The sequence below is a fragment of the Bacillus rugosus genome (assembly GCF_023238245.1).
Taxonomy (GTDB): domain Bacteria; phylum Bacillota; class Bacilli; order Bacillales; family Bacillaceae; genus Bacillus; species Bacillus rugosus.
The window spans coordinates 3,522,593-3,547,074 of record NZ_CP096590.1 but is presented as its reverse complement, the minus strand read 5'-3'; the positions used below and the strand labels follow the sequence as shown (position 1 = coordinate 3,547,074).

Annotated in this window: 27 protein-coding genes; 25 read left to right on the top strand and 2 right to left on the bottom strand. The window is 42.1% G+C overall.

Annotated features, from left to right (window positions below; translation table 11 throughout):
• The first annotated feature begins 95 nt into the window (after window positions 1-95).
• From M0696_RS18025 to M0696_RS17985, 9 genes are all read left to right on the top strand, one after another.
• Window positions 96-755: a sugar transferase gene (locus M0696_RS18025; protein WP_014115374.1), complete on the top strand. Its 660-nt coding sequence runs from the start codon at window positions 96-98 to the stop codon at window positions 753-755.
• A gap of 55 nt (window positions 756-810) precedes the next feature.
• Complete coding sequence (gene tuaB / locus M0696_RS18020) at window positions 811-2,262, top strand: teichuronic acid biosynthesis protein TuaB (RefSeq protein ID WP_166854581.1); 1,452 nt, start codon at window positions 811-813, stop codon at window positions 2,260-2,262.
• Window positions 2,259-3,428, top strand: a complete 1,170-nt coding sequence (tuaC, locus tag M0696_RS18015; RefSeq protein WP_166847654.1) for a teichuronic acid biosynthesis protein TuaC — start codon at window positions 2,259-2,261, stop codon at window positions 3,426-3,428. The genes tuaB and tuaC overlap by 4 nt, the downstream gene beginning before the upstream one ends.
• A 60-nt stretch (window positions 3,429-3,488) precedes the next feature.
• Window positions 3,489-4,874, top strand: coding sequence for a UDP-glucose 6-dehydrogenase TuaD (gene tuaD / locus M0696_RS18010; protein WP_166847657.1), 1,386 nt, complete (start codon window positions 3,489-3,491; stop codon window positions 4,872-4,874).
• Window positions 4,875-4,958: 84 nt separating this feature from the next.
• Window positions 4,959-6,425: a teichuronic acid biosynthesis protein TuaE gene (gene tuaE, locus M0696_RS18005; protein WP_166847660.1), complete on the top strand. Its 1,467-nt coding sequence runs from the start codon at window positions 4,959-4,961 to the stop codon at window positions 6,423-6,425.
• Between the two features lie 28 nt (window positions 6,426-6,453).
• The gene (gene tuaF, locus M0696_RS18000) at window positions 6,454-7,134 is read left to right on the top strand and encodes a teichuronic acid biosynthesis protein TuaF (protein ID WP_248602234.1); all 681 of its coding nucleotides are present in this window, start codon (window positions 6,454-6,456) and stop codon (window positions 7,132-7,134) included.
• A gap of 23 nt (window positions 7,135-7,157) precedes the next feature.
• A complete protein-coding gene (gene tuaG / locus M0696_RS17995; protein WP_003219681.1) occupies window positions 7,158-7,916 on the top strand; it encodes a teichuronic acid biosynthesis protein TuaG in 759 nt (252 codons plus the stop codon).
• Between the two features lie 28 nt (window positions 7,917-7,944).
• The gene (gene tuaH / locus M0696_RS17990; protein WP_222142456.1) at window positions 7,945-9,138 is read left to right on the top strand and encodes a teichuronic acid biosynthesis protein TuaH; all 1,194 of its coding nucleotides are present in this window, start codon (window positions 7,945-7,947) and stop codon (window positions 9,136-9,138) included.
• Between the two features lie 144 nt (window positions 9,139-9,282).
• Entirely contained in the window at window positions 9,283-10,359 is a 1,077-nt protein-coding gene (locus M0696_RS17985; protein WP_222142130.1) for an MraY family glycosyltransferase, read from the top strand.
• Window positions 10,360-10,431: 72 nt separating this feature from the next.
• On the opposite strand, the gene M0696_RS17980 is transcribed toward M0696_RS17985, so the two are convergent.
• Window positions 10,432-11,556: an LCP family protein gene (locus tag M0696_RS17980; protein WP_222142129.1), complete on the bottom strand. Its 1,125-nt coding sequence runs from the start codon at window positions 11,554-11,556 to the stop codon at window positions 10,432-10,434.
• Window positions 11,556-12,209 carry a YigZ family protein gene (locus M0696_RS17975; protein WP_166847675.1) on the bottom strand — a complete coding sequence of 218 codons (654 nt, stop codon included), beginning with the start codon at window positions 12,207-12,209 and terminating at the stop codon, window positions 11,556-11,558. Before M0696_RS17975 ends, M0696_RS17980 begins: the two co-directional genes overlap by 1 nt.
• Window positions 12,210-12,424: 215 nt before the next feature.
• On the opposite strand from M0696_RS17975, the gene degS reads away from it, so the two are divergent.
• The 16 genes from degS (at window position 12,425) to flaG (ending at window position 24,479) form a co-directional block, all read left to right on the top strand.
• The gene (gene degS / locus M0696_RS17970) at window positions 12,425-13,582 is read left to right on the top strand and encodes a two-component sensor histidine kinase DegS (protein WP_166847694.1); all 1,158 of its coding nucleotides are present in this window, start codon (window positions 12,425-12,427) and stop codon (window positions 13,580-13,582) included.
• A gap of 82 nt (window positions 13,583-13,664) precedes the next feature.
• Complete coding sequence (gene degU, locus M0696_RS17965; RefSeq protein ID WP_003219701.1) at window positions 13,665-14,354, top strand: two-component system response regulator DegU; 690 nt, start codon at window positions 13,665-13,667, stop codon at window positions 14,352-14,354.
• A 98-nt stretch (window positions 14,355-14,452) separates the two neighbouring features.
• A complete protein-coding gene (locus M0696_RS17960) occupies window positions 14,453-15,298 on the top strand; it encodes a DegV family protein (protein ID WP_248602233.1) in 846 nt (281 codons plus the stop codon).
• A gap of 107 nt (window positions 15,299-15,405) precedes the next feature.
• The gene (gene comFA, locus M0696_RS17955; RefSeq protein WP_248602785.1) at window positions 15,406-16,788 is read left to right on the top strand and encodes an ATP-dependent helicase ComFA; all 1,383 of its coding nucleotides are present in this window, start codon (window positions 15,406-15,408) and stop codon (window positions 16,786-16,788) included.
• Window positions 16,789-16,856: 68 nt separating this feature from the next.
• Window positions 16,857-17,153 carry a late competence protein ComFB gene (gene comFB, locus M0696_RS17950; protein ID WP_166847699.1) on the top strand — a complete coding sequence of 99 codons (297 nt, stop codon included), beginning with the start codon at window positions 16,857-16,859 and terminating at the stop codon, window positions 17,151-17,153.
• Complete coding sequence (locus M0696_RS17945) at window positions 17,117-17,839, top strand: ComF family protein (protein ID WP_166847702.1); 723 nt, start codon at window positions 17,117-17,119, stop codon at window positions 17,837-17,839. The genes comFB and M0696_RS17945 overlap by 37 nt, the downstream gene beginning before the upstream one ends.
• Window positions 17,840-17,911: 72 nt before the next feature.
• Complete coding sequence (locus M0696_RS17940) at window positions 17,912-18,331, top strand: TIGR03826 family flagellar region protein (protein ID WP_166847705.1); 420 nt, start codon at window positions 17,912-17,914, stop codon at window positions 18,329-18,331.
• Between the two features lie 80 nt (window positions 18,332-18,411).
• Window positions 18,412-18,678, top strand: coding sequence for a flagellar biosynthesis anti-sigma factor FlgM (gene flgM / locus M0696_RS17935; protein ID WP_014665557.1), 267 nt, complete (start codon window positions 18,412-18,414; stop codon window positions 18,676-18,678).
• Between the two features lie 15 nt (window positions 18,679-18,693).
• Window positions 18,694-19,176 (top strand): flagellar protein FlgN, encoded by a 483-nt coding sequence (gene flgN, locus M0696_RS17930; protein WP_166847708.1) that lies wholly within the window; start codon window positions 18,694-18,696, stop codon window positions 19,174-19,176.
• An 18-nt stretch (window positions 19,177-19,194) separates the two neighbouring features.
• Window positions 19,195-20,718, top strand: a complete 1,524-nt coding sequence (gene flgK, locus M0696_RS17925) for a flagellar hook-associated protein FlgK (protein WP_166847711.1) — start codon at window positions 19,195-19,197, stop codon at window positions 20,716-20,718.
• Window positions 20,719-20,728: 10 nt separating this feature from the next.
• The gene (gene flgL, locus M0696_RS17920) at window positions 20,729-21,625 is read left to right on the top strand and encodes a flagellar hook-associated protein FlgL (RefSeq protein ID WP_248602232.1); all 897 of its coding nucleotides are present in this window, start codon (window positions 20,729-20,731) and stop codon (window positions 21,623-21,625) included.
• A gap of 46 nt (window positions 21,626-21,671) precedes the next feature.
• Complete coding sequence (locus M0696_RS17915; protein WP_248602231.1) at window positions 21,672-22,250, top strand: DUF6470 family protein; 579 nt, start codon at window positions 21,672-21,674, stop codon at window positions 22,248-22,250.
• A 20-nt stretch (window positions 22,251-22,270) separates the two neighbouring features.
• A complete protein-coding gene (fliW, locus tag M0696_RS17910) occupies window positions 22,271-22,702 on the top strand; it encodes a flagellar assembly protein FliW (protein WP_222142125.1) in 432 nt (143 codons plus the stop codon).
• On the top strand, window positions 22,696-22,920 hold the full coding sequence (gene csrA / locus M0696_RS17905; RefSeq protein WP_222142124.1) for a carbon storage regulator CsrA: 225 nt from the start codon (window positions 22,696-22,698) through the stop codon (window positions 22,918-22,920). The genes fliW and csrA overlap by 7 nt, the downstream gene beginning before the upstream one ends.
• A gap of 144 nt (window positions 22,921-23,064) precedes the next feature.
• Entirely contained in the window at window positions 23,065-23,919 is an 855-nt protein-coding gene (gene hag / locus M0696_RS17900; protein ID WP_010332058.1) for a flagellin Hag, read from the top strand.
• Window positions 23,920-24,149: 230 nt separating this feature from the next.
• Window positions 24,150-24,479, top strand: a complete 330-nt coding sequence (flaG, locus tag M0696_RS17895) for a flagellar protein FlaG (protein ID WP_222142123.1) — start codon at window positions 24,150-24,152, stop codon at window positions 24,477-24,479.
• Window positions 24,480-24,482 lie beyond the last annotated feature (3 nt).

The window sequence follows — 24,482 nt, the reverse complement described above, 5'->3', positions numbered from 1 at the left end:
CTTAACATACCATTTACATCCAATTAACATCTGTCTGCTAAACTGACTGGCATAGGTCATCATAACATCCCAAACAAATCGTGAGGTGTGTGTCAGTGAGTGCAGAGAAAAGCATGAATGTGAGTCGTGAATTCTCAGTTCAGCAAATACATTCTTTTACATTATCTGAAAAGACGGCTCGTTATTTGGCAGTAAAACGCGTAATGGATATTTGGTTTGCGCTCATTGGATTGGCGATTGCGCTGCCAATGATTGCGGTATTTTCAATATTGATTTGTTTGGAAACGCCGGGGCCTGCCATATATACACAGGAACGCGTAGGGAAAGGCGGGAAACCATTTAAGCTTTATAAGCTTCGTTCCATGAAAATAGATGCCGAGAAGTCCGGGGCTGTTTGGGCGCAGAAGCAAGATCCGCGGGTAACAAGGATCGGAGCTTTTATCAGAAGAACGAGAATTGACGAGCTTCCTCAGCTATTTAATGTGCTGAAAGGCGATATGAGTATGATTGGCCCTCGTCCGGAACGTCCAGTGTTTACGGAAAAATTCCAGAATGAGATTCCAGGCTTTACACAGCGTCTGGCTGTTAAACCGGGATTGAGCGGCTGGGCTCAGGTGAATGGCGGTTACGATATGACGCCTAAGGAAAAGCTGATATTTGATTTATATTATATTCGCAATCTGACTTTCACTTTGGAATTAAAAATTATGTTAAAAACTTGTAAAGTAGTCTGGACAGGTGATGGTGCAAGATAAAACTGAATGCCTGCATTCACCATCAATCTGAGCTTAAAAAGAAGTAGGGAATATGATGCCAAGTATTACAAAACAAATCATGAGCGGCGCAAAATGGACAAGTATTTCAACCATGTGTATTACAATCATACAAATCGTTCAGTTTGCTCTGCTAGGAAATATGATGACCTTAACGGAATTCGGACTCGTCGGCATGATCACAACGGTTACAGTTTTCGCCCAGATTGTGCTTGATATGGGGTTTGGCGCAGCGTTAATTCAGCGGGATGATGCAACAGAGCGCCAGCTGTCAACATTATATTGGCTTAACATTATGACCGGCGTCTTGCTGTTTGTTCTTTTATATGTGAGCAGTCCCGTCATTGCGGGATTTTATCAAAGGGAAGAGCTGGTGTTTCTGATTCGGATTTTAGCGATTATGTTTTTGGTTGCCCCAATCGGACAGCAGTATCAGTATATGCTGCAAAAGCAGCTGCATTTTAATACCTTAAGCAAAATTGAGATTTTTTCTAATGTATTGTCATTCGGATATTTAGCGGCAGCGGTTTTTATGATGGATGCAATTTTGGCGTACGTCATTTCCCAAGTGCTGCTGCAGTCCAGTAAGGGGATTTTATATTGGGCTGTATACCGGAAAAAATGGCACCCCGCTTTTGTTTTTGACTTGAGGGGAATGAAGGAGTTCTTTTCCTTTGGAGCCTTTCAGCTTTCATCCCGCCTTGTGAACAGGCTGGGGGCGAATATCGATATGATTTTGATCGGTCGGTTTATCGGTGCTGAAGCATTGGGGATTTATAACCTTGCTTACCAGATTGTCACCATTCCGGTTTTGAAGATCAATCCAATCGTGACACGGGTGGCATTCCCTGTTTTTGCAAAAAACAAATATGAAAACAGCGTGATCAGAGAAGGCTTTCTAAATATGACAAAAATGCTTGCACTTGTTTCGTTTCCGCTGTTAATCGGGCTCGTGTCTGTGTCAGATGCTTTTATCGCAGCGGTTTTCGGAGAAAAATGGCTTGCAGCTGTTCCAGTCCTAAATGTTCTGGCCATTGTCGGGATACTCAGAGTGCTTATGAATCCAAATGGATCTGTGCTTCTAGCTAAAGGAAGAGCGGACTTAGCGTTTTATTGGGATTCCGGCGTGCTGCTGCTGTACGGATTGTCACTGTTTGCAGCCGTTCAGACGGGAAGTCTGCTGACAGTCGCATGGGTATATGCCATCATTAGCGTTTTCAATTTTCTGATCGGGCGCTGGCTTCTGGCATATGTCATCAAGCTTAATCTTTCGGCTTATTTCCAGTCGATTATGAAGCCGTTTCTGCTCACAGCCGTGATGGCCATCATCGCATTTGCTGTAAGCCTAGGTACAGAACACTTCAGTCTGCAGGCAGAAATGAGGCTGGCCATTTCAGTGGCGGCGGGGGCGCTGTGCTATCTCTTTCTTTTAGTAAAAGCGTACCCTCAAACGAAAAGCAAACTACTAAGAAAAGGACGTTTGTCATGAAGATTTTGTGGATCACAAGCGTATATCCGAGCAGCCTGAAACCCGGTGAGGGTGTGTTTCATGAGACACAGGTGCAAGAGCTGCAAAAACTCGGGCTTGATATTACCGTCATATGCCCAAGGCCTTTTCATTCCGCGCCTGCCCGCATGCTGAAAAAGGCATATCGAAAAAAAGATGCCAGACCTGAGTATGAGATGAGGAAGGGGATACCGGTTTACCGGCCTTTCTATCGAGCAATTCCTGGCCAGCTGAAGTGGGCGCAGCCTCACCGGAGAATCGCATCATCTGTCTTAAAAACGATGAAACAGCACGACTTACATCCGGATCTGATCCATGCGCATTTTGCTATGCCATCGGGCGGGGCTGCTGCAGTTGTGTCGGAGTCAGAGCGAATTCCTTATGTCCTGACCTTGCACGGCAGTGATGTGAATGTCTATCCGCATTACAGCAAAGGGGCGTTTAAAGCATTCAAGCACGCAGTAGGTTCCGCATCAGCTGTTTTAACTGTTAGCCACAAGCTCCAGGAAGAAACCAAAAAGCTTGCCGGCTTTGACAGCTCGGTTTTGCCGATCGGCATACAGCTCAGCCGCTTTCAGGAGAATGAGCAGACAAAAGAAGAAATCAGAAAAAAACTCGGGCTCCCGCTCGAGCAGCGTCTGGCCGTCTATGTGGGCCGGCTCGTTAGAGAGAAAGGCATTTTTGAACTGTCTGAAGCCATCGAATCGTTGAAGGAACCTCCTAAGGCAGTCTTCGTCGGGGATGGTCCTGCAAAATCAATGCTGACCCAGAAAGGACATATCGTCACAGGCCAAGTGCCGAATCATAAGGTAAGAGACTATTTGTTTGCGGCAGACATGTTCGTGCTTCCTTCTTACAGTGAGGGGATGCCGACTGTTGTGATTGAGGCGCTGGCGCTAAGGGTTCCTGTCATCTGTACAGATGTTGGCGGTGTGTCATCGTTATTCGGAAAGCATCGGCATCTGCTGATTAAACCGAAATCTGCTCAAGCCTTGGCGGAGGCGATCGCTCTGTACGAACATGAGCAAATATGGAAACCGGAAGTAGCAGATGATTTGTATGAAATCGTGCAAGCCCAATTTGACGCCGGAAAAAATGCCAAGGCCTTGCATTATCAGTATCAGACGGTCATGAAAACGTCCGTTTAATCGTAAGAAACTGCGACCAATATAAATAGGAAGGTATTTTACAGGAGAGGGATGAGCGCTGTGAAAAAAATAGCTGTCATTGGAACAGGTTATGTAGGACTCGTGTCAGGCACGTGCTTTGCGGAAATCGGCAATAAAGTTGTTTGCTGTGATATCGATGAATCAAAAATCAGAAGTCTGAGAAATGGAGTAATCCCGATCTATGAGCCAGGGCTTGCAGATTTAGTTGAAAAAAATGTAATGAATCAGCGCCTGTCTTTTACTAACGATATCCCGTCCGCCATTCGGACGTCAGACATTATTTATATTGCAGTCGGAACGCCGATGTCCAAAACAGGTGAAGCTGATTTAACATACGTAAAAGCGGCGGCGAAAACAATCGGTGAGCACCTCAACGGCTATAAAGTGATCGTAAATAAAAGCACAGTCCCGGTCGGAACAGGAAAACTGGTTCAATCTATCGTTCAAAAAGCTTCAAAAGGAAGATTCTCATTTGATGTTGTATCTAACCCTGAATTCCTTCGGGAGGGCTCAGCGATTCATGACACGATGAATATGGAGCGTGCCGTGATTGGCTCAACAAGTCATAAAGCCGCTGCCATTATTGAGGATCTGCACCAACCTTTCCACGCTCCTGTGATTAAAACAAACTTAGAAAGTGCAGAAATGATTAAATACGCCGCGAATGCGTTTCTGGCGACAAAGATTTCCTTTATTAACGATATCGCAAACATTTGTGAGCGAGTCGGTGCAGACGTTTCAAAAGTTGCTGATGGCGTGGGACTTGACAGCCGTATCGGCAGAAAGTTTTTAAAAGCGGGTATTGGGTTCGGCGGCTCTTGTTTTCCTAAGGATACAACCGCACTGCTCCAAATCGCAAAATCGGCCGGCTATCCATTTAAGCTCATCGAAGCTGTCATTGAAACGAACGAAAAGCAGCGCGTTCATATTGTAGATAAACTCTTAACTGTCATGGGAAGCATCAAAGGAAGAACCATTTCAGTCCTCGGATTGGCCTTCAAGCCGAATACAAACGATGTGAGATCTGCTCCCGCTCTTGATATTATTCCGATGCTTCAGCAGCTGGGCGCGCATGTAAAAGCATACGATCCGATCGCTATTCCTGAAGCTTCAGCCATTCTTGGTGAACAGGTCGAGTATTACACAGATGTGTATGATGCGATTGAGGACACAGATGCATGCCTGATCTTAACAGATTGGCCGGAAGTAAAAGAAATGGAGCTTGTAAAAGTGAAAACCCTCTTAAAACAGCCGATCATCATCGATGGCAGAAATTTATTTTCACTTGAAGAGATGCAGGCAGCCGGATACATTTACCACTCTATCGGCCGCCCTGCCGTTCGGGGAACGGAACCTTCTGACAAGTATTTTCCGGGCTTGCCGCTCGAGGAATTGGCTAAAGACTTGGGGAGCGTCAATTTATAAAAAGAAAAAGTGTTACTTGGTTGAAGCTGCCGGATGCTAGGCTCGGCCGCCGGCTCCTGAAACATCAGGAAAGGGGTTAAACATGTGAGTATCAAACGTTCAGCGGTCCATACGCTTGCGTTACTGGCCGCTGCCATATTTGGAGTTGTCCTATTGCTGGGAGCCATCCAGAAAGATATAGGTTTCATGCAGATGGCTGCCCTGCTTGCGGTGTTGGTGATCAGTCTGTTTGCGCTGACGCTTGCAACCGCATTTACAACAAAAGAACGGCTCTTCATGGCTGTCATCTATATTTTGATCGCCTGCACTTTTTTAAATAATGCATTTTTCGCGATTCATCTTGGATTTTTCAGTTTGTTCCTTTACAGGCTTCTGCTCATTGCTGCGGGGTGCCTACATGTGATCGGGATGGTTCGGAATCGAACACATATTGAAAGATGGAACGGGCTGCAAGTGAAAGGAATATTGCTCTTTTTCGCCTTTTGGTTTATATACGGCCTTGTTTCTCTACTGTGGGCTAAGTCGGTCACAGCCGGCATCAAATATTTGGCCTTATTGGCAATGGGGATTTTCTTCATTTACCTCATTGTCATGTATGTGCAAAAAATGGAGCGGCTGATGATGGTTTATACCATTTGGCTGGTGATGACAGTATTCCTGATGATCATTGGTTTTTACAATCATATCACCCATCATCATCTCCCGAGTTCAACGTTGTACAACGGACCGGAGTATAAGCAGCATTATCCGACCTCGGTATTTTTTAATCAAAATGACTTTGCGACCTTTTTATCAATCAGCTTCTTTTTTTACATCACTTTGATGAAAAACATAAAAAATGGATATATCAAGGCGATTGGCCTTGTGCTCTCGATCTGTGCGTTGTATTTAATTTTTGCTACCGGTTCAAGAGCCAGCCTTCTGGGGATTTTTGCAGGCATTGCTGTCTATATCTTCATTGTATTGCCGCCTGTTCTAAAGAAAATGGCCATATGGCTGTCAGCGGCGGGAATTGCCATTTTTGCAGTTCTTTTCGCCAGCCGATTGTATTCAAAGTTTTGGGAGCTGTTTCTGGCCCCGCAGGCGCTGCATTCATTTCATGACAGGCTTCCATCAAATGTGGCTCGGGCTAATCTGCTGAAAAACGCATGGCACTTTTTCCTTGATTCATACGGATTCGGAGTTGGAGCAGGGAATGTATCCTATTATCTTGAGCACAAAGCTTTATATGATACTGACAATGTGGCAGAGGTGCACAACTGGCTCGTTGAAATCCTTACTAACTTTGGCTTGTTCATCATGCTGGGATATTTGGCCGTTTATGCCTACCTCATATGGGTGCTTTACAAATTTTATGAAAGAAAATTAGAAAATCAGTCAAAACTGATCACAGAAGGGCTTATTACTGCTCTGGTCAGTTTTCTGGTATCTAGTATCAGCCCAAGCTCTGTTTCAAATTTATTTTTCCATTGGGTGTTTCTGGCACTCGTCATCGCCGCCGTCAATGTGTTAAGGCGATCCAGACAGATGCCTGAACCGATGTACAGATAAACAGACTACAAAAAGCAGGGAGACTTATATGAACGATATATTGATAAGAATAGCCCGTCGCATTAAAAAAAATATCATTTGGATAATAGCAGTGCCAATTATATTAGGCGCGGCGGGGTATATCCTGCCGTCACAGATCGCTGATCAAAAGAGCTATACAGCTGAGGACACTTTAGCTGTGGGGAGATATGATCATCCGGTTTATAACAGCATAGAAGAGATTCCCCTTTTGCTTAAGAGCGACTCTTTTTTGAAGGAAGCGCTTCCTGATGAAAAGGATGAAGATTTGGCAGAGATCAAAGAGAAGCTTACCATCAAAACGGAATCTAAATCTTTGCTGACATTGAGCTATAGCGACGAGGATAAGGATAGAACAGAATCTGTCTTAAACGCTATTTCCTCTGCTTTTCTCAAAGACGATCAAAAACTGTATGCAGAAAGAGAAGCCGTCATCCGCCGCAGCATAGACGCGCTTGAAGGCGAGTCGGTGAGCGAGGATTCCAAAGTGGATAAAGAGAGATTTTTGTATGAGCTGAAAAACACGCAGCTTAATTTAAAAGCGGCCAGTGTCACTGATTCTGAAACTGTAAGTGAGACAGCAGGCGGCGGAATGTCTCCGAAAAAGAAAGCGGTTCTCGGCGTTATGATCGGCCTCACGATTGCCTTTATGTTCGTTGTCATTCCTGAATTTTTCAGGGAATCCTTTTAAAATCATACGATGGAGATGTGATCATGACCAATTGGAAACCTCTCGTATCTGTTATTACGCCTTCCTTTAATGCGCGTGACTATATTGAAGACACGATTCATTCTGTCTTAGATCAGAGCCACTCTCAATGGGAAATGATTATCGTGGATGATTGCTCTACGGATGGCACACGCGACATTTTACAGCAGTATGAAAAGATAGATGAACGAATTCAGGTGGTGTATCTGGAGGAGAACAGCGGAGCCGCGGTTGCTCGCAACAAAGCATTGGAGCGCGCTCAAGGACGTTACGTAGCATTTCTTGATAGTGATGACAAATGGAAAGAAGACAAACTGGAAAAGCAGCTTGAGTTTATGATGGAACGTTCCTGTGCGTTTTCTTTCACAGGCTACAGCCTAATGGCACAGGACGGGACCCCGCTCGATAAATTTATTCATGCCCCGGAAAGCCTGACGTACGATGATGCTTTGAAAAATACGATTATCGGCTGCTTGACGGTGATGATTGACAGGGAGCAAACGGGACAGATCCAAATGCCGAATATCAGAACGAGGCAGGACTTGGCCACATGGCTGTCTCTTTTGAAAAAAGGATTTACCGCCTATGGAATGAATGAATGTCTGGCTGAATATCGGCTTGTCAATAACTCGATATCCAGCAACAAATGGAAGGCAGCGAAAAAAACGTGGTTTGTCTACAGGGAGATCGAACGGCTGCATTTAATGAAAGCAACATGGTGTTTTGTTCAATATGCAAAAAATGCGGTGAAAAAGAGATTATAGCCGCAAACAGAGAGAAAAGGTGATGAAGGTGGAAACAAAAGAAGCAATCATTCATGTCGTCGTTGCCACTGCTGAATGGGGAAAAGACCAATTGAGATATAGAAGGCACCGGCTGGCAGAATTTTTAGCTGATCAGGAGGAAACGAAGGAAGTCATTTGGGTGTGTCCGGCTCCGCGCCCCCAGGGAAATGAATTTCAGCAAGTTCATTCAGGCATCAGGCAATTCGCTGTCAAAGACTTGCTGCAGAAAAAAATGTTTCGTTTCGGACGATACACAGATGTCTTTTACAGACATAAGCTCTCACCATTACTTGATGAACTGACAGCTGCCACTGCAAACGGAGAACGCTGCTGTTTATGGTATACGTTTCCCGGGTTCCCGCTGCTGTCTTCGCTGTACCCCTGGGATCATGTCATTTATGATTGCAGTGATTTATGGGCCGCGCCGATCAGCGGCCGTTCAAATTTGCTGTCTGGATTCCGGCGAAAAGTCATTAAATCGGCGGAGCTAAGAATTATACATCGTGCTGATTCCATTACCTGTTCATCGGATTATCTTCACAAAGAAGTAGATAAAAAACTGACTGAAGGGCGAGATAAGGTTCATACTGTTGAAAACGGTGTTGAATATGAGCTGTTCTCTGCAAATAAAACGGCTCCCGATCGCAGCATATTACAGGGAAGAGAAGGAGCAGTATTAGGCTTTATCGGCGGAATTAAACCGAAGCTCGATTTTAAAATGATTGAAGAAGCCGCGTTGCAAAAGCCTGGTTGGACATTTTTATGGGTTGGCCCGGATGCCACCAATGGCGATGTCTCGTTTCAAGAGCTTCTGAGGCTTCCCAATGTCATATGGACCGGCCCGGCAGATCCAAAAGAAGTTCCGCATTATATGGAGCTTATCGATATCGGCATTATGCCATATAAAAATTCATCTTATAATCAAGCTGTGTTTCCGCTGAAACTATTTGAATTTTTAGCGGCGGGAAAGCCTGTCGTCGGCTCTAATCTTCCGTCAACCTCAAAAATGCAAAAGCCGTATGTATACGAATATGTAGAAGGCGATCATCCGCTTGATTTTATAGCCGCTTGTGAAAAAGTAATCGGCCAAAACGGAGATGAAACATATATAGAAATGCGCCGAAACATCGCTCAAGCAAAGGATTGGACCAGTTTATTTAAACAAATTATGAAATATACAGGGATTCAAAAACATGCGTAGTCCTATAATTTGGGATGCGCGTTTTTTGATTATACGTGTTTCTTTTTGATGAAGCTTGTTATAATAACTAAGGAGAAGGTATAATGGAAGGAACGGTTCTCTATATAAATAAAGACTTCATTTAATTCCAAAGGAGACTTCTTTATGCTTGACGAACGCATGATTCGCATTGTTGTTGCGTTTATTGTCTCGCTGCTGACGGTTTTAATCATAACCCCAATCGTAAAAAGGATTGCGATTAAAATAGGTGCAGTTGACCAGCCCAGCAATCGAAAAGTACACGACAAAATAATGCCCCGGATGGGCGGGCTGGCCATATTTATCGGGGTGGTTGCAGGCGTGCTTGCATCCGGTATTTACACAGAGACAAGAATGACGGCTATTACAGTCGGAGCATTCATCATTATTGTGTTAGGTATTCTTGACGATAAATATCAATTAAGTGCAAAAGTTAAGTTTTTGATTCAATTAGGTGTAGCCATCATGATTGTAAGCACTGGCTTAAAAATGGATTTTTTCTCAGTACCTTTTTTAACAGAACGATTTGAGTTAGGATGGATGGCTTATCCGCTGACAGTATTATGGATCGTCGGCATCACGAACGCAATTAACCTGATTGATGGATTGGATGGCCTTGCTGCCGGTCTCTCTGTTATCGGTCTGTCAACAATCGCCGTTATGGCGCTATCCGGCGGAAAAGTACTGATTCTGTCACTCTCATTGGTTGTGATCGCCAGCACGCTTGGATTTTTGTTTTACAACTTTCATCCGGCAAAAATTTTTATGGGTGATACAGGATCACTTTTTTTAGGGTATTGTATTTCGATTCTTTCATTATTAGGCCTGTATAAAAGTGTAACATTGTTCAGTATCGTTATCCCGGTTATTATACTAGGCGTACCGATTTTTGATACAACGTTTGCTATTATCAGGAGAATATTAAACAAACAGCCGATTTCGGCACCCGATAAGTCGCATATCCACCATAGACTGATGGCCTTTGGCCTTTCACATCGGATGTCGGTCATTGTTATTTATCTGATTGGATTTATTTTCAGTATAAGTGCAATTGTGCTCAAAAGTGCCACGATTTGGCTTTCTTTGTTTATTATCTTCATTTTAATTATTTTTATGCAGATTATTGCAGAAGTGACAGGACTTGTGAATGAAAAATTCAAGCCGTTTACGAAATTTTATAAACGACTGGTGAAAAGGAATTAAAAACTCCGGCTAATGTGCCGGAGTTTTTTTCTGTGCAAAAATGCCCGATCCTCTAAAGGACCGGGCATTTTTTTAATAAGATGAATCAGTTGTTGAATTTGTTGTACCGTTTGAGCTTGTGCTGCTGTCATTCGAATAGCTGCTTCCGCTTGTTGTACCGTCAGTTGTTGTGCTTTCATCTGTGCCAGTGCTGCTTGTATCTGGAGTATAATCTAAATGCTCTTGGAGCGTTTTTCTGACTTTTTCCAGATTTGTGGCATCAGGTTCAAAATAATACGTGTTGTTAGGCCCTAAATACAAATCAGATCCTGTAATGCTCAACGTGTCGATTTTCTTGCTGGTAAAGCCGCTGTAAATCTGCTGCAGCGCTAAACCTTCAGTAATGCGAATATTGGTTTCAACGTTTTCACTGGCTTTTTCTGCGATTTTATCAATCTTAGCAATGTTGCTTGCACTTGACATTCGGTCAATCAGTGCATTTAAAATTTGTTTCTGCCTGTCATTACGGCCAAAGTCTCCGCGTTTATCCTGTTTTCTCATACGGGCATACGCCAAGGCTTCTTCGCCGTTTAAGTGCATCTCGCCTTTTTTAAAGTAAATCCGTTTGCTTTCGTCTACGTCACTTTTTTCATCGAAATCGAAAGGTACATCTACATCAATACCGCCAACTTCATTAATTACATCTTTAAATCCGTCAAAATCAACTGTGACATATTTATCGATCGGGATTTGCAAGAAGTTTTCAACAGTTTCAACGGTCTCATCTTTTCCGCCTTTACTGTAAGCGGCATTAATCTTTGTTTTGCTTCCGGTTGTGTCACTGGCTAATTGCACCCGTGTATCACGCGGAATGCTCAGCATTTTCATGGTTTTATTTTTGGGATCAAGGGTAACTACAATAAGAGAGTCGGATCTCCCTTTTTGTCCTTTGGTCGCGTAGTCCTCTATTCCCATAAATAAAATAGAAAATGGTTTTTTCTTCATGTCTACAACTTCGCTGCGAAGATTTGATTTATTTCCGCGGGAAAGGGCATCGTATGAATCGTCCGCAGCGTTAATGGTTTTGTAAAGTTTATATCCACCTAGCCCTACGACTACCAATAATGCAAGGGCAAACAATAACACAATTCTTTTTAAAATTTTCCTGCGTTTGCTCTTTTTCTTTTTTCGCACACGCACTCTAACGCGTTCAGCCATTATTCAGTCTCCTTTATGTGATTGACGGCTTTTTCAAGATACGTCAACTCTCCCTCTTTAATATCACTCTTTCCATTTGTCAGTTCTGTCATCCACTCAGAAAATGTGTTTGTTTCTGTTTCTTCCACGTATGTTTCGAATTCAACATTTTCGGCATAATGGATTTCCTTTAACAGAAATTGTGATTCCCTTAATTCATTTTCAATCTTGCCAAGCCAAGTGTAATCTGCGGAAGTATGCATGACCCGCATAAGCTTCCGTTCTACAACACCTATATGATTTAATCCTTCAGACACTGATTTCCCATAAGCGCGAATTAATCCGCCGGCTCCAAGTTTAATGCCTCCGAAGTATCGTGTAACGACGGCGCAAGTATCTTTAAGTCCGCGTTTTTTTAATACCTCAAGCATCGGCACTCCCGCTGTACCACTTGGTTCTCCATCATCATTGGCTTTTTGTATATGATCGTTCTCGCCAATTACGTAAGCCGAGCAATTATGAGTCGCATTCCAGTGCTGTTTCTTTATTTTCTGTATAAATTCCTGTGCCTCTTGTTCGGTAGAAACACGGCTTAAATGACAGATAAAACGCGATTTTTCTATAACAATTTCGTGTTCTCCTGTTTCTTTCACAGTAAAATAGCTGTGCAGCATGCTTGCTGACCCCCTGCTAAGCATAAAAGACTGCCTATAGAAATTCGTACAGTCTTTAGAATTTTTGTGCGTATTTTGGTATCATAAAGAGTAGAAGGTATATAAAATTGTTTTTTTCTAGAATATACGCATTCTTTCATTATAATTCGACATAATTTGCAGATCAATTACATTTATAATAAAAATATATGACAACGCCGTGACGGAGGGAAATTATGAATAAAACAAAGATGGATTCCAAAGTTCTGGATTCTATTTTGATGAAGATGCTGAAAACCGTTGACGGGAGCAAGGACGAGGTTTTTCAAATCGGGGAACAGTCACGCCAGCAGTATGAACAGCTGGTTGAAGAACTGAAACAAATTAAACAGCAGGTGTATGAAGTTATCGAGCTTGGCGATAAACTTGAAGTGCAAACCCGCCATGCGAGAAACCGTTTATCCGAGGTCAGCCGCAATTTTCATAGGTTCAGTGAAGAAGAAATCCGCAATGCTTACGAAAAAGCCCATAAGCTGCAGGTAGAATTGACGATGATCCAGCAGCGTGAGAAACAGCTGCGCGAACGCCGGGATGATTTAGAGCGAAGATTGTTAGGCCTTCAGGAAATCATTGAGCGGTCTGAATCATTGGTAAGCCAAATAACAGTTGTGCTCAACTATTTGAATCAGGATTTGCGCGAGGTCGGATTGCTTCTGGCTGATGCTCAGGCAAAACAGGATTTCGGCTTAAGAATTATTGAGGCACAGGAAGAAGAGCGAAAAAGAGTATCCAGAGAAATTCATGACGGACCTGCTCAAATGCTGGCGAATGTTATGATGAGATCGGAATTAATCGAGCGGATTTTCCGTGACCGGGGTGCTGAGGACGGATTCCAAGAAATTAAAAATCTCCGTCAAAATGTGCGGAATGCCCTTTACGAAGTGAGAAGGATTATATATGATTTAAGACCGATGGCCCTTGATGACCTAGGCCTGATTCCAACTTTAAGAAAATATCTATATACAACCGAGGAATATAACGGGAAGGTCAAAATACATTTTCAGTGCATTGGTGAAACAGAGGATAGGCGGCTTGCGCCTCAGTTTGAAGTTGCGCTCTTCAGGCTCGCACAGGAAGCTGTGTCTAATGCGCTAAAGCATTCTGAATCTGAAGAAATTACAGTCAAAGTTGAGATCACAAAGGATTTTGTGATTTTAATGATAAAAGATAACGGCAAAGGGTTCGACCTGAAGGAAGCGAAAGAGAAGAAAAACAAGTCATTCGGCTTGCTGGGCATGAAAGAAAGAGTAGATCTATTGGAAGGAACCATGACAATAGATTCCAAAATAGGTCTTGGGACATTTATTATGATTAAGGTTCCGTTATCTCTTTGACTATGATTTGTAAAATAGAGCCAAAAGGCATATTGACCGAATGCTAGAGTATATAGAACAATAATACAAGGAGGCGTGGCTTGTGACTAAAGTAAACATTGTTATTATCGACGACCATCAGTTATTTCGTGAAGGTGTTAAACGGATATTGGATTTTGAACCTACCTTTGAAGTGGTAGCCGAAGGCGACGACGGAGACGAAGCGGCTCGTATTGTAGAGCACTATCATCCTGATGTTGTGATCATGGATATCAATATGCCAAACGTAAATGGTGTGGAAGCTACAAAACAGCTTGTAGAGCTGTATCCTGAATCAAAAGTAATTATTCTATCAATTCACGATGACGAAAATTATGTAACACATGCTCTGAAAACAGGAGCAAGAGGTTATCTGCTGAAAGAGATGGATGCTGATACATTAATTGAAGCGGTTAAAGTAGTTGCCGAGGGAGGTTCTTACCTTCATCCGAAGGTTACTCACAATCTCGTTAACGAATTCCGCCGTCTTGCAACAAGCGGAGTTTCTGCACACCCTCAGCACGAGGTCTACCCTGAAATCCGCAGACCATTACATATTTTAACTAGACGGGAATGTGAAGTGCTGCAGATGCTTGCAGACGGAAAAAGCAACCGCGGTATTGGTGAATCATTGTTTATCAGTGAGAAAACCGTCAAAAACCATGTGAGCAATATTTTGCAAAAAATGAATGTAAACGACCGGACGCAAGCTGTTGTGGTCGCCATTAAAAATGGCTGGGTAGAAATGAGATAGTTATAATACGAGACTTGCCTTTTATCAGGCAGGTCTTTTTTTAGGCTGCCGTTTCGCTTACAATAGAGTTATAAAGCAATAAGGCAGGTATCGAAGCTATGAATATTGCAGTCGTAACAGACAGCACAGCATATATCCCGAAAGAAATGCGTGAACAACATCAAATACATATGATCCCTCTCCAGGTTGTTTTTGGGGAAGAAACTTATCGTGAAGAAATCGAACTAGACTGGAAAAGCTTTTACGATGAAGTAAAAAAACATACCGAGCTTCCGACGACTTCTCAGCCGTCAATCGGCGAGCTGGTTGCTTTGTATGAAGAGCTTGGCCAGTCTTATGATGCGGTTATCAGTATCCACCTTTCCAGTGGGATCAGCGGAACGTTCAGCAGTGCAGCAACTGCTAACACAATGGTCGACAATATTGAAGTGTATCCATTTGACTCAGAGATCAGCTGTCTGGCTCAAGGCTTTTATGCTCTTAAAGCTGCTGAATTAATCAGAAATGGAGCATCATCACCTGCAGATATTATAGATGAACTGGAGGAAATGAAAAAAACAGTTCGGGCGTATTTTATGGTAGATGATTTAGCACATCTTCAGCGGGGCGGACGATTAAGCAGCGCCCAAGCCTTTATTGGGAGTCTTCTAAAGGTAAAGCCTATTCTTCATTTTGACAATAAGGTAATTGTGCCTTTTGAGAAGATTCGTACACGTAAAAAAGCAATTTCGCGAATTTATGAGCTTTTAGACGAAGATGCGAATAAAGGATTGCCTATGCGAGCTGCTGTTATCCATGCAAATCGAGAAGAAGAAGCAGCGAAAATCATTGAAGAACTTTCTGCAAAATATCCTCACGTTGAATTTTATAACAGTTATTTTGGCGCGGTCATCGGCACTCATTTGGGTGAGGGTGCGCTAGGAATTTGCTGGTGTTTTAAATAACGTAAAATCTCCGTTTTAGTAGCGGAGATTTTTTTATATTTTTATTTTGATTGCTGGACAGAAAATATTGACTGAGGCATACTGTCTCAAAAGGAGGCGGTGCTATGCTGATTATGCCAGCTGAAAAGAACATTTCTTTTTCGAAAGAATTGCAGCAGACGCTTCAAAGCCGTCATTTGCTAAGAACTGAACTCCCATTTTCCGATGAGTTGATTGAATGGCATATCGAGAATGGATATATTGCCGCTCAAAACTCTATATCCATAAATAAACTGGGGTATAAATGTAATAGGTGCGGCCAAAATGATCAGCGGTATTTTTCTTTTTATTACTTCTCTGGAAAGAATCAGATGTATTGCCGTTCCTGTGTCATGATGGGCAGAGTGAGTGAGGATGTGCCTTTATATTCGTGGATAGAGGAAGATGAACCAAACTGGCAGCCTATAAAGCTGAAATGGGATGGCAAGCTCTCAAGCGGACAGCAAAAAGCCGCTAATGTCTTAATTGATGCAATATCAAAAAAAGAAGAGCTCCTCATCTGGGCAGTTTGCGGCGCTGGCAAAACAGAGATGTTATTCCCCGGTATAGAATCCGCGTTAAATCAAGGGTTGCGTGTATGTATTGCGACACCACGCACCGATGTTGTATTAGAGCTTGCTCCGAGACTCAAGGCTGCCTTTCAGGGCGCAGACATTTCAGCACTTTACGGAGGAAGCGATGACAAAGGGCGTTTATCTCCGCTTATGATTTCCACCACACATCAGCTTTTGCGATATAAAGACGCATTCGACGTTATGATTATTGACGAAGTTGATGCTTTTCCGTATTCTGCTGATCAAACTCTTCAATTCGGTGTTCAAAAAGCAAGAAAGAAGAACAGCACCCTTGTTTATTTAAGTGCAACACCTCCTAAAGAATTAAAAAGAAAAACACTGAACGGACAGTTACATTCAGTTCGCATTCCAGCAAGACACCACCGGAAACCTTTGCCTGAACCGCGCTTTCTATGGTGCGGAAACTGGAAAAAGAATTTATATCGAAATAAAATCCCGCCAGCGGTAAAAAGATGGATAGAGTTTCATGTGAAAGAAGGGAGGCCGGTTTTTTTGTTTGTTCCCTCCGTTACTGTTCTGGAAAGGGCAGTTGCATGCTTTAAAGATGTTAATTGCCGAACAGCGTCAGTGCATGCGGAAGATAAACAAAGGAAAGAGAAAGTACAGCAATTCAGAGACGGTCAGCTTGATCTCTTAATCACAACAACAATATTAGAAAGAGGCGTCACGGTTCCAAAGGTGCAAACAGGTGTATTAGGGGCAGAATCGCCTATCTTTACGGAAAGCGCACTTGTTCAAATCGCAGGAAGAACCGGGCGGCATAAAGAGCATGCGGACGGTGATGTCGTTTTCTTTCACTACGGAAAAACAAAGAGTATGCTAGATGCAAGAAAGCATATAAAGGAAATGAATGACTTGGCAGCAAAAAGTAATTGAACAGACTAGCCATTATTTGAAAACGTGGTACAGTATACTCATATAACCGACGATGAGGAGCTGTAAAAATGCTTGTCAATTCAAAAGAAATCGTAATGAAAGAACTGCTCGACCGATATATGGACCAACTTCATATGACCTGCACTTGCCAAGTATGCAAAAACGATGTATTGGCACTTTCTTTAAACAAAGTGAGGCCATCCTACGTCACTGATCTTAAAAAGATCGCATATACGAAAGCTGAGCTGGTAGATAAACAAAAAAACACGGCTATGCTTGTCATTTTGGCTGAATCTGCTGCTATGGTGTCAGAGAGTCCAAGCGATTTATGCCAAACGAAGCAGGAGGAGGCATTTATAAACTGATTTGTCTATTATGCGGTTCGCCATTTTCTCAAGCTGCTACATGGAGAGCACTTTTTTTATTAAAGCCTGAAGAAAAGGTCTGTCATTCCTGCAGAAGAAAATTAAAGAAAATCACAGGACATATCTGCACCATGTGTGGCAGACCTCAATCAGTTCATGCGGTATGCAGGGATTGCGAGGCGTGGAAATCAAGGGTCAGTGACAGTTTGCTGCTGCGCCAAAACCGTTCAGTTTACACATATAATGATATGATGAAAGAAACGCTCTCCCGTTTTAAATTTAGAGGAGATGCAGAAATCATAAATGCTTTTAAAAGTGATTTTTCTTCAACTTTCTCACAGGTTTATCCCGATAAGCATTATGTTCTCGTTCCTATTCCGCTGAGCAAGGAACGGGAAGAAGAGCGCGGATTTAACCAGGCACAGCTCCTGGCAGAATGTTTAGACCGCCCTATTCACCACCCCCTCATCCGCCTGAATAATGAGAAACAGTCTAAGAAAAAGAAAAGAGAACGCCTGCTTTCAGCGCGTATTTTTGATACAAAAAACAAGTCAGCTGAAGGTATGAATATCATTTTAATAGACGATCTTTATACAACAGGCGCCACTTTGCATTTTGCAGCCCGCTGTTTATTAGAGAAAGGAAAAGCCGCTTCAGTGGCATCTTTTACCTTGATCAGAAGCTAAATGATTCTGTTTTTATGCCGATATAATCACTAGAAATTAACACAGGCATATTATCGAATAAGGAGAAAAAAGATGGGAGAACTGGCGAATTGTCCGAAATGCAATGCTTTATTTTTAAAAACAAAGCTGCAAACCGTATGTCAGGCGTGTATTAAGGAAGAAGAAAAATCATTTGAGATCGTATATAAGTTTTTAAGGAAACAGGAAAACCGGCAATCGACTTTGAGCCGGATAACCGAGGAAACAGGTGTAGAAGAAGAGCTGATATTGAAATTCATCAGGCAGAAACGCATTCAAATCACTCATTTTCCTAATTTGGCATACCCTTGTGAAAGATGCGGGACATCGATTCGGGAAGGCAAGTTTTGCAAGGCTTGCCAGTCCGATTTAAAGGCTCAAATGGATCATTTGGACCACGAGGACACACTGAAAACAGAGAGGGAAAATAGTAGAAAAGACACATACTATGCCTATAATACCAAAAACAGCTGATTCCCTAAACTAACTGAAAACGCAGTCGATAAAAGGGTTAAGATTGTTTAAAGACTGCAACGGAAAGCGAGAGGAATCCTATGAAAATCAATCAATTTGGAACACAATCCGTTAATCCATACCAAAAAAATTATGAAAAGCAAGCGGTGCAAAAAACTGCTGCACAGCCTCAAGATAAAATTGAAATTTCATCACAGGCTAAAGAAATGCAAAATGCATCCGACGCAGTCGCTGGTTCACGCCAGGAAAAAATTGCGCAGCTTAAAGCGCAAATTGAAAACGGGTCATACAAAGTAGACGCAAATCATATAGCGAAAAATATGATTAATTTTTATAAAAAGCAATAAAAAAGGAGAAAGCCCATGTCAGCAAAGCCAATTATTGACCAATTGAAGCGACTTTGCGTTCTGCATGAGCACCTGCTCACGCTTTCTGAGGAAAAGACGGAAGCGCTCAAAGCCGGCAAAACAAAAGAGCTTTCTAACATTTTGACAAAAGAACAAAAGTATATTCAAGCAATCGGGCAGACAGAAGATGACCGGACCAAAGCGACTTCCGCCTTTCTCGGATACAGCGAAAATAACACCATTTCCGCATGTATCGCCAAAACCTCAGGCCGTGAAAAGGAAGAGCTGGAACAACTATATGAAGCTCTTTCTAACGTTCTCGGACAGCTGAAAGAAGTGAATGAGATGAATAGGCAGCTGACGAGGGACGCGCTGCAATTCATCTCTATTTCGTACGATATGCTGGTTCCTAAGGAAAATAATTTCAATTACAGCAAATCGATTAAAGCTGAGCTTCCAAAGAGCAGCCGAATGAAACTTTTTGATTCAAAAGCTTAGCAGAAAGGAATTCAGAATATGACATCTACCTTTATGGGGCTTGAAACTGCAAGGCGGGCGTTAAGCGCTCAGCAGGCAGCGTTAAGCACTACTGCAAATAACGTGGCAAATGCCAATACTGATGGTTATACAAGACAGCGAGTCTCATTAGAGGCAACTGACTATTTTCCTGCTGTATCAAAAAACGCAGAAAAAACTGCGGGACAAATGGGAACGGGAGTTCAAGGGAAGTCAGTTGAGAGAATAAGAGATATCTTTCTTGACTACCAATACCGTCTTCAAAACAACAGTGCCGGATACTATGACACGAAAGCCAAAGCACTGTCCCAAATGGAAGGCGTTTTAAATGAGACGGATGACAGCGGCTTGAACAGTGTGCTCAATTCATTTTGGAATTCCCTGCAGGAATTATCGAATAATACAAACGAAGACAGTGCGCGTTCTGTTGTTACGCGAAAAGGACAAGCTGTAGCTGAAACGTTTAATTATATTTCTGAATCACTTACAAATGTTCAATCGAACTTAAAAGCAGAGCTAAATACAACTGTGTTGGATGTCAATTCTCTGCTTTCTCAATTAAACAGTTTAAATAAGCAAATTGCACAAGTAGAACCAGTCGGGCTTCTTCCGAATGGTTTATATGACCAGCGAGATTTGCTGATAGATAAATTATCCTCAATGGTTGATATCAAAGTCAGCTACAACAAATCAGGAGGGAATGCACTTTCTTCTGCTGAAGGAACTGTATCAATTGAAATCCTTGATAAAAATAAACAGTCGCTGGGAACTGTTTTGGACGGTAAAAATTATGAGGTTTCAGAACTTGCAGCCAACTATGATAATGAAACTGGGTTAGTATCAAGTATTTCAATCGGAGATACAGCTGTACAGGTGGAATCATTCAGCAGTAAGGGATCCCTTTTAGGATTTGTAGAGTCTTACGGGTATGTAACAGCAGACGGCGAAGAAAAGGGCATATATCCGGAAATGCTTTCTGATCTTGACAATATGGCACTTGAATTCGCGAAAGCTTTCAATGAAGTGCACAGAAATGGTTTGACCAAGAGCGGTGAACAAGGCGGGGACTTTTTTGATTTTACTGGCGGTGAAACTGAGCCTGCAAAGGGAGCGGCGGGCAAAATTAAAGTTGCTGACAGCATAATAGATTCAAAAGGCGCAAACATTGCTTTCTCACTGACTGGTGCAGCCAACGATAATGCAAATGCTACAAAATTAGCGAATGTTTTAACCGGTAAAATAACCATTAATGGTAAAGAAACTAGTGTGTTAGATTATTATGCGGGTCTGATTGGCGAGCTGGGGATCAAAGCTCAAGAGGCGAATCGCCTGGCGTCTAATACAGAAACACAGCTGAATGATGCTGACATAAACCGTCAGCAAATGAGCGCGGTCTCTTTAGACGAAGAAATGACCAATATGATTCAATTTCAACACGCATACAATGCCGCTGCAAGAATGGTGACGTTACAAGACGAATTGCTTGATAAAGTAATCAACGGCATGGGTGTTGGAGGAAGGTAGGTAGAGTCAAATGAGAGTAACACAAGGGATGATTCAGCAAAACTCACTGAGATATATCGGTTCAAGCTACTCGAAGCTTGATAAACTTCAATCGCAGATTTCGTCAGGGAAAAAAATCTCAAAAGCTTCCGACGATCCTGTAGTAGCGATGAAAAGCTTAAAGTATACGTCACAACTGTCTCAAGTGCAGCAATATAAAAGTAATGCTTCTCAGGCCTTTACCTGGCTCGAAAATACAGAAACTAACATTACTGAAGGAGTTGACATCCTATCAAAGGTCAGAGAATTAGCTGTTCAAGCTCAAAATGATACAAACGGCGAAGCGGAGCGGCAAGCGATTGGCGTAGAAGTGAAGCAGTTAAAGGAACAGCTTTTAAATATTGCGAATACACAAGTGAACGGCAGATATATCTTTAATGGCACAAATTCAGACAAGCCTCCGGTTACAGATAACGGAGACGGTACTTATACGATTTCTGATACCGCTGATGTTGTTGTCAATATATCAAATAATATGACGTTGAAAGTAAATTCAGATCCAAAGTCAGCTTTTGGGGGCACTTCTGAAAGCGGACAGAATGTATTTGAAATGCTTGACTCATTTGAGAAAGCACTTAGTTCAGGTTCACTAGATGGCATGGACAGTGTTTTAGATGATATTGATCAATTTTCTGATGGCATGAGCGCTGAACGCTCTGATCTTGGAGCAAGATACAATCGTCTTGAACTGGTTAATACACGACTTTCAGCTCAAGAAGAAACAGCTACAAAAGTGTTGTCAGACAATGAAGATGTGGAACTGGAAGAAATAATAACAGAGTTTATTGCGCAGCAAAGCGTGCATAGGGCTACTCTGGCTGTAAATGCACAAATTGTTCAGCCTACATTAATTGACTTTTTAAAGTAAGCGGCTCTCAGGAGTTCGCTTTTTTTATAGTTCAGGAGGTAGAGTGATGCAAATTCCCAGATTGATTATGCATAGTGTTCAAGGGAAAATTGGTTTAACAACAACGCCCGCCAGTTTAAAAATGGAGCAGCCGCAAGCTGATCTAGAGATTGAACAGCCTAGCGCGGAAATAGAAATATCGGTGACACCAGGAAAACTTACGATTGACCAAACACAAGCATGGGAAGAATTAGACAGAAAACATGTATTCAAAAGAATCGAAGAAGCCGCGCAGCAAGGGCATGAGGATGTAACGGAAGGAATAGCCCGTACTGCAGAAGAAGGCGCAGAGCTTATGAGAATTGAAAATAAGGGGAACCCAATCGCTTCACAAGCAAAGAGGAACTCTGAGATGCATCAAATTCAATTAGGCGAACATTATGCTCCTTCTCTTTCAAGGGTGAAAATACAATATGCCCCGTCAGAGCTTGATATTCGGATTACGCCGCGAAAGCCTGTTATTCAGGCTGAACCGCGTAAACCAGTTGTTGAATATACGCCGGGAAACGTTAAGGTTGACATGCTTCAATACCCTGATTTAAATATAGATGTAGAATACCCGAAAGAATCACACAACGAAAAGTAAACAGAAAAGGATCGTGAACAATGATCATTCATACAAAGTACCATGGCCAAATGAACGTAAAAGAAGAACAAATCATTCTTTTTGAAAACGGGATTCCAGGCTTTTTAGAAGAAAAACAGTTCGTCATTCTTCCGCTTTCGGAAGACTCTCCCTTCGTGGCGCTGCAGTCCGTCACTTCAGAAAATCTTGCGTTCATCGTTGTAAGTCCGTTCATCTTTTTTAAGAATTATGAATTTGACCTTGATGAATCGACTGTTGAACTTTTGGATATCGATAATATTGAAGAGATAGAAGTCATAACAATATTGACCATGGCAGAGCCATTCGAAAAATCTACTGCAAATTTATTGGCTCCCATTATTGTGAATCGCAAGAACATGATGGCTAAGCAAGTCGTTTTACACGACTCCTCATATACGACAAAGCATCCGATTGGAGGAGAATCATGCTAGTTTTATCGCGGAAAATAAACGAAGCGATTCAAATAGGTGTCGATATTGAAGTAAAAGTCATTGCGGTTGAGGGTGATCAAGTGAAACTTGGAATTGACGCCCCAAAGAATATTGATATTCACAGGAAAGAAATATATTTGACCATTCAGGAAGAAAATAACCGAGCAGCAGCGTTATCCAGCGATGTGATCTCTGCATTATCCTCACAAAAAAAGTGAGGATTTTTTCATTTTTGTATTAACAAAATCAGAGACAATCCGATATTAATGATGTAGCCGGGAGGAGACGCAAAAGACTCCGCCAGTTATAAAAAATGAGGCACAAGGACGTGCCTAAAAACACATTCAGGGAGGAACAAAACAATGAGAATTAACCACAATATCGCAGCACTTAACACACTGAACCGCTTGTCTTCAAACAACGGTGCTAGCCAAAAGAACATGGAGAAGCTTTCTTCAGGTCTTCGTATCAACCGTGCTGGAGATGACGCAGCAGGTCTTGCGATCTCTGAAAAAATGAGAGGACAAATCAGAGGTCTTGAAATGGCTTCTAAAAACTCTCAAGACGGAATCTCTCTTATCCAAACAGCTGAAGGTGCATTGACTGAAACTCACTCAATCCTTCAACGTGTTCGTGAGCTTGCAGTACAAGCAAACAATACTGGTACTCAAGACGGTACTGACTTAGGTGCTATCCAAGAAGAGATCAAATCTCTACTTGAAGAAGTTGGTGGTATGACAGGTGGAAGTAAAGGTATCTCTGACAGAACTGAATTTAACGGTAAGAAGCTTCTTAATGGCGACTTTGCAACTAACAAATTAACATTCCAAATTGGTGCAAACGCAGGACAACAACTTTCAGTTAATATCGGTGATATGAGTGCAACTGGACTAGGAATTGACGGTATCGATGTTACTGCATTCGAAACTGATGCAACTGCATTTGATACACAACTTGGTTTAATTGATACTGCTATTAACAATGTTTCAACACAACGTTCAAAACTTGGTGCGGTACAAAACCGTCTAGAGCATACAATCAACAACTTAGGCGCTTCTGGTGAAAACCTGACAGCTGCTGAGTCTCGTATCCGTGACGTTGACATGGCTAAAGAGATGAGCGAGTTCACAAAGAACAACATTCTTTCTCAAGCTTCTCAAGCGATGCTTGCTCAAGCAAACCAACAGCCGCAAAACGTACTTCAATTGTTACGTTAATTTTGAAAAAGACCTTGGCGATTGCCGGGGTCTTTTTTTATATTCCTAACTCCAAATCTTTCCCCCTGCTGTCTATAACTCGTGATATAATAATCGGATTCTCCACCTGCTTTATAAATGTATTTCCAAACAAGAAATCTAAAACAGATGAGTTTTTTTCCAAAAATATGTGTAATCTTATCTCGACTTAGTCGATATAAACGATAGATTGGGACATAGGGGATGATCAATTGAATATTGAAAGGCTCACTACGTTACAACCTGTTTGGGATCGTTATGATACTCAAATACATAATCAGAAAGATCATGAGAGTGAGGTTCCTGTTCATCAAGTTACATATACCAATCTTGCTGAAATGGTAGGGGAAATGAACAAGCTTTTGGAACCTTCGCAAGTTCACCTGAAGTTTGAGCTCCATGAGAAGTTAAATGAATACTATGTACAAGTAATAGAGGACTCTACAAATGAAGTCATCCGCGAAATTCCGCCGAAACGGTGGCTTGATTTTTATGCGGCTATGACTGAATTTCTTGGGTTATTTGTAGATGAGAAAAAGTAGATT

Bases quoted from the DNA above. Each gene is read 5' to 3' on its own strand.
- M0696_RS17980 (WP_222142129.1), bottom strand. From the start codon at position 11,556: ATGGCTGAACGCGTTAGAGTGCGTGTGCGAAAAAAGAAAAAGAGCAAA.
- comFB (WP_166847699.1), top strand. From the start codon at position 16,857: ATGCTTGTCAATTCAAAAGAAATCGTAATGAAAGAACTGCTCGACCGA.
- tuaF (WP_248602234.1), top strand. From the start codon at position 6,454: ATGAACGATATATTGATAAGAATAGCCCGTCGCATTAAAAAAAATATC.
- flgN (WP_166847708.1), top strand. From the start codon at position 18,694: ATGTCAGCAAAGCCAATTATTGACCAATTGAAGCGACTTTGCGTTCTG.
- M0696_RS17940 (WP_166847705.1), top strand. From the start codon at position 17,912: ATGGGAGAACTGGCGAATTGTCCGAAATGCAATGCTTTATTTTTAAAA.
- flgL (WP_248602232.1), top strand. From the start codon at position 20,729: ATGAGAGTAACACAAGGGATGATTCAGCAAAACTCACTGAGATATATC.
- flgK (WP_166847711.1), top strand. From the start codon at position 19,195: ATGACATCTACCTTTATGGGGCTTGAAACTGCAAGGCGGGCGTTAAGC.
- degS (WP_166847694.1), top strand. From the start codon at position 12,425: ATGAATAAAACAAAGATGGATTCCAAAGTTCTGGATTCTATTTTGATG.
- flgM (WP_014665557.1), top strand. From the start codon at position 18,412: ATGAAAATCAATCAATTTGGAACACAATCCGTTAATCCATACCAAAAA.
- tuaB (WP_166854581.1), top strand. From the start codon at position 811: ATGCCAAGTATTACAAAACAAATCATGAGCGGCGCAAAATGGACAAGT.
- M0696_RS17985 (WP_222142130.1), top strand. From the start codon at position 9,283: ATGCTTGACGAACGCATGATTCGCATTGTTGTTGCGTTTATTGTCTCG.
- M0696_RS17975 (WP_166847675.1), bottom strand. From the start codon at position 12,209: ATGCTGCACAGCTATTTTACTGTGAAAGAAACAGGAGAACACGAAATT.
- hag (WP_010332058.1), top strand. From the start codon at position 23,065: ATGAGAATTAACCACAATATCGCAGCACTTAACACACTGAACCGCTTG.
- M0696_RS17915 (WP_248602231.1), top strand. From the start codon at position 21,672: ATGCAAATTCCCAGATTGATTATGCATAGTGTTCAAGGGAAAATTGGT.
- tuaG (WP_003219681.1), top strand. From the start codon at position 7,158: ATGACCAATTGGAAACCTCTCGTATCTGTTATTACGCCTTCCTTTAAT.
- csrA (WP_222142124.1), top strand. From the start codon at position 22,696: ATGCTAGTTTTATCGCGGAAAATAAACGAAGCGATTCAAATAGGTGTC.
- tuaC (WP_166847654.1), top strand. From the start codon at position 2,259: ATGAAGATTTTGTGGATCACAAGCGTATATCCGAGCAGCCTGAAACCC.
- M0696_RS17945 (WP_166847702.1), top strand. From the start codon at position 17,117: ATGCCAAACGAAGCAGGAGGAGGCATTTATAAACTGATTTGTCTATTA.
- M0696_RS17960 (WP_248602233.1), top strand. From the start codon at position 14,453: ATGAATATTGCAGTCGTAACAGACAGCACAGCATATATCCCGAAAGAA.
- fliW (WP_222142125.1), top strand. From the start codon at position 22,271: ATGATCATTCATACAAAGTACCATGGCCAAATGAACGTAAAAGAAGAA.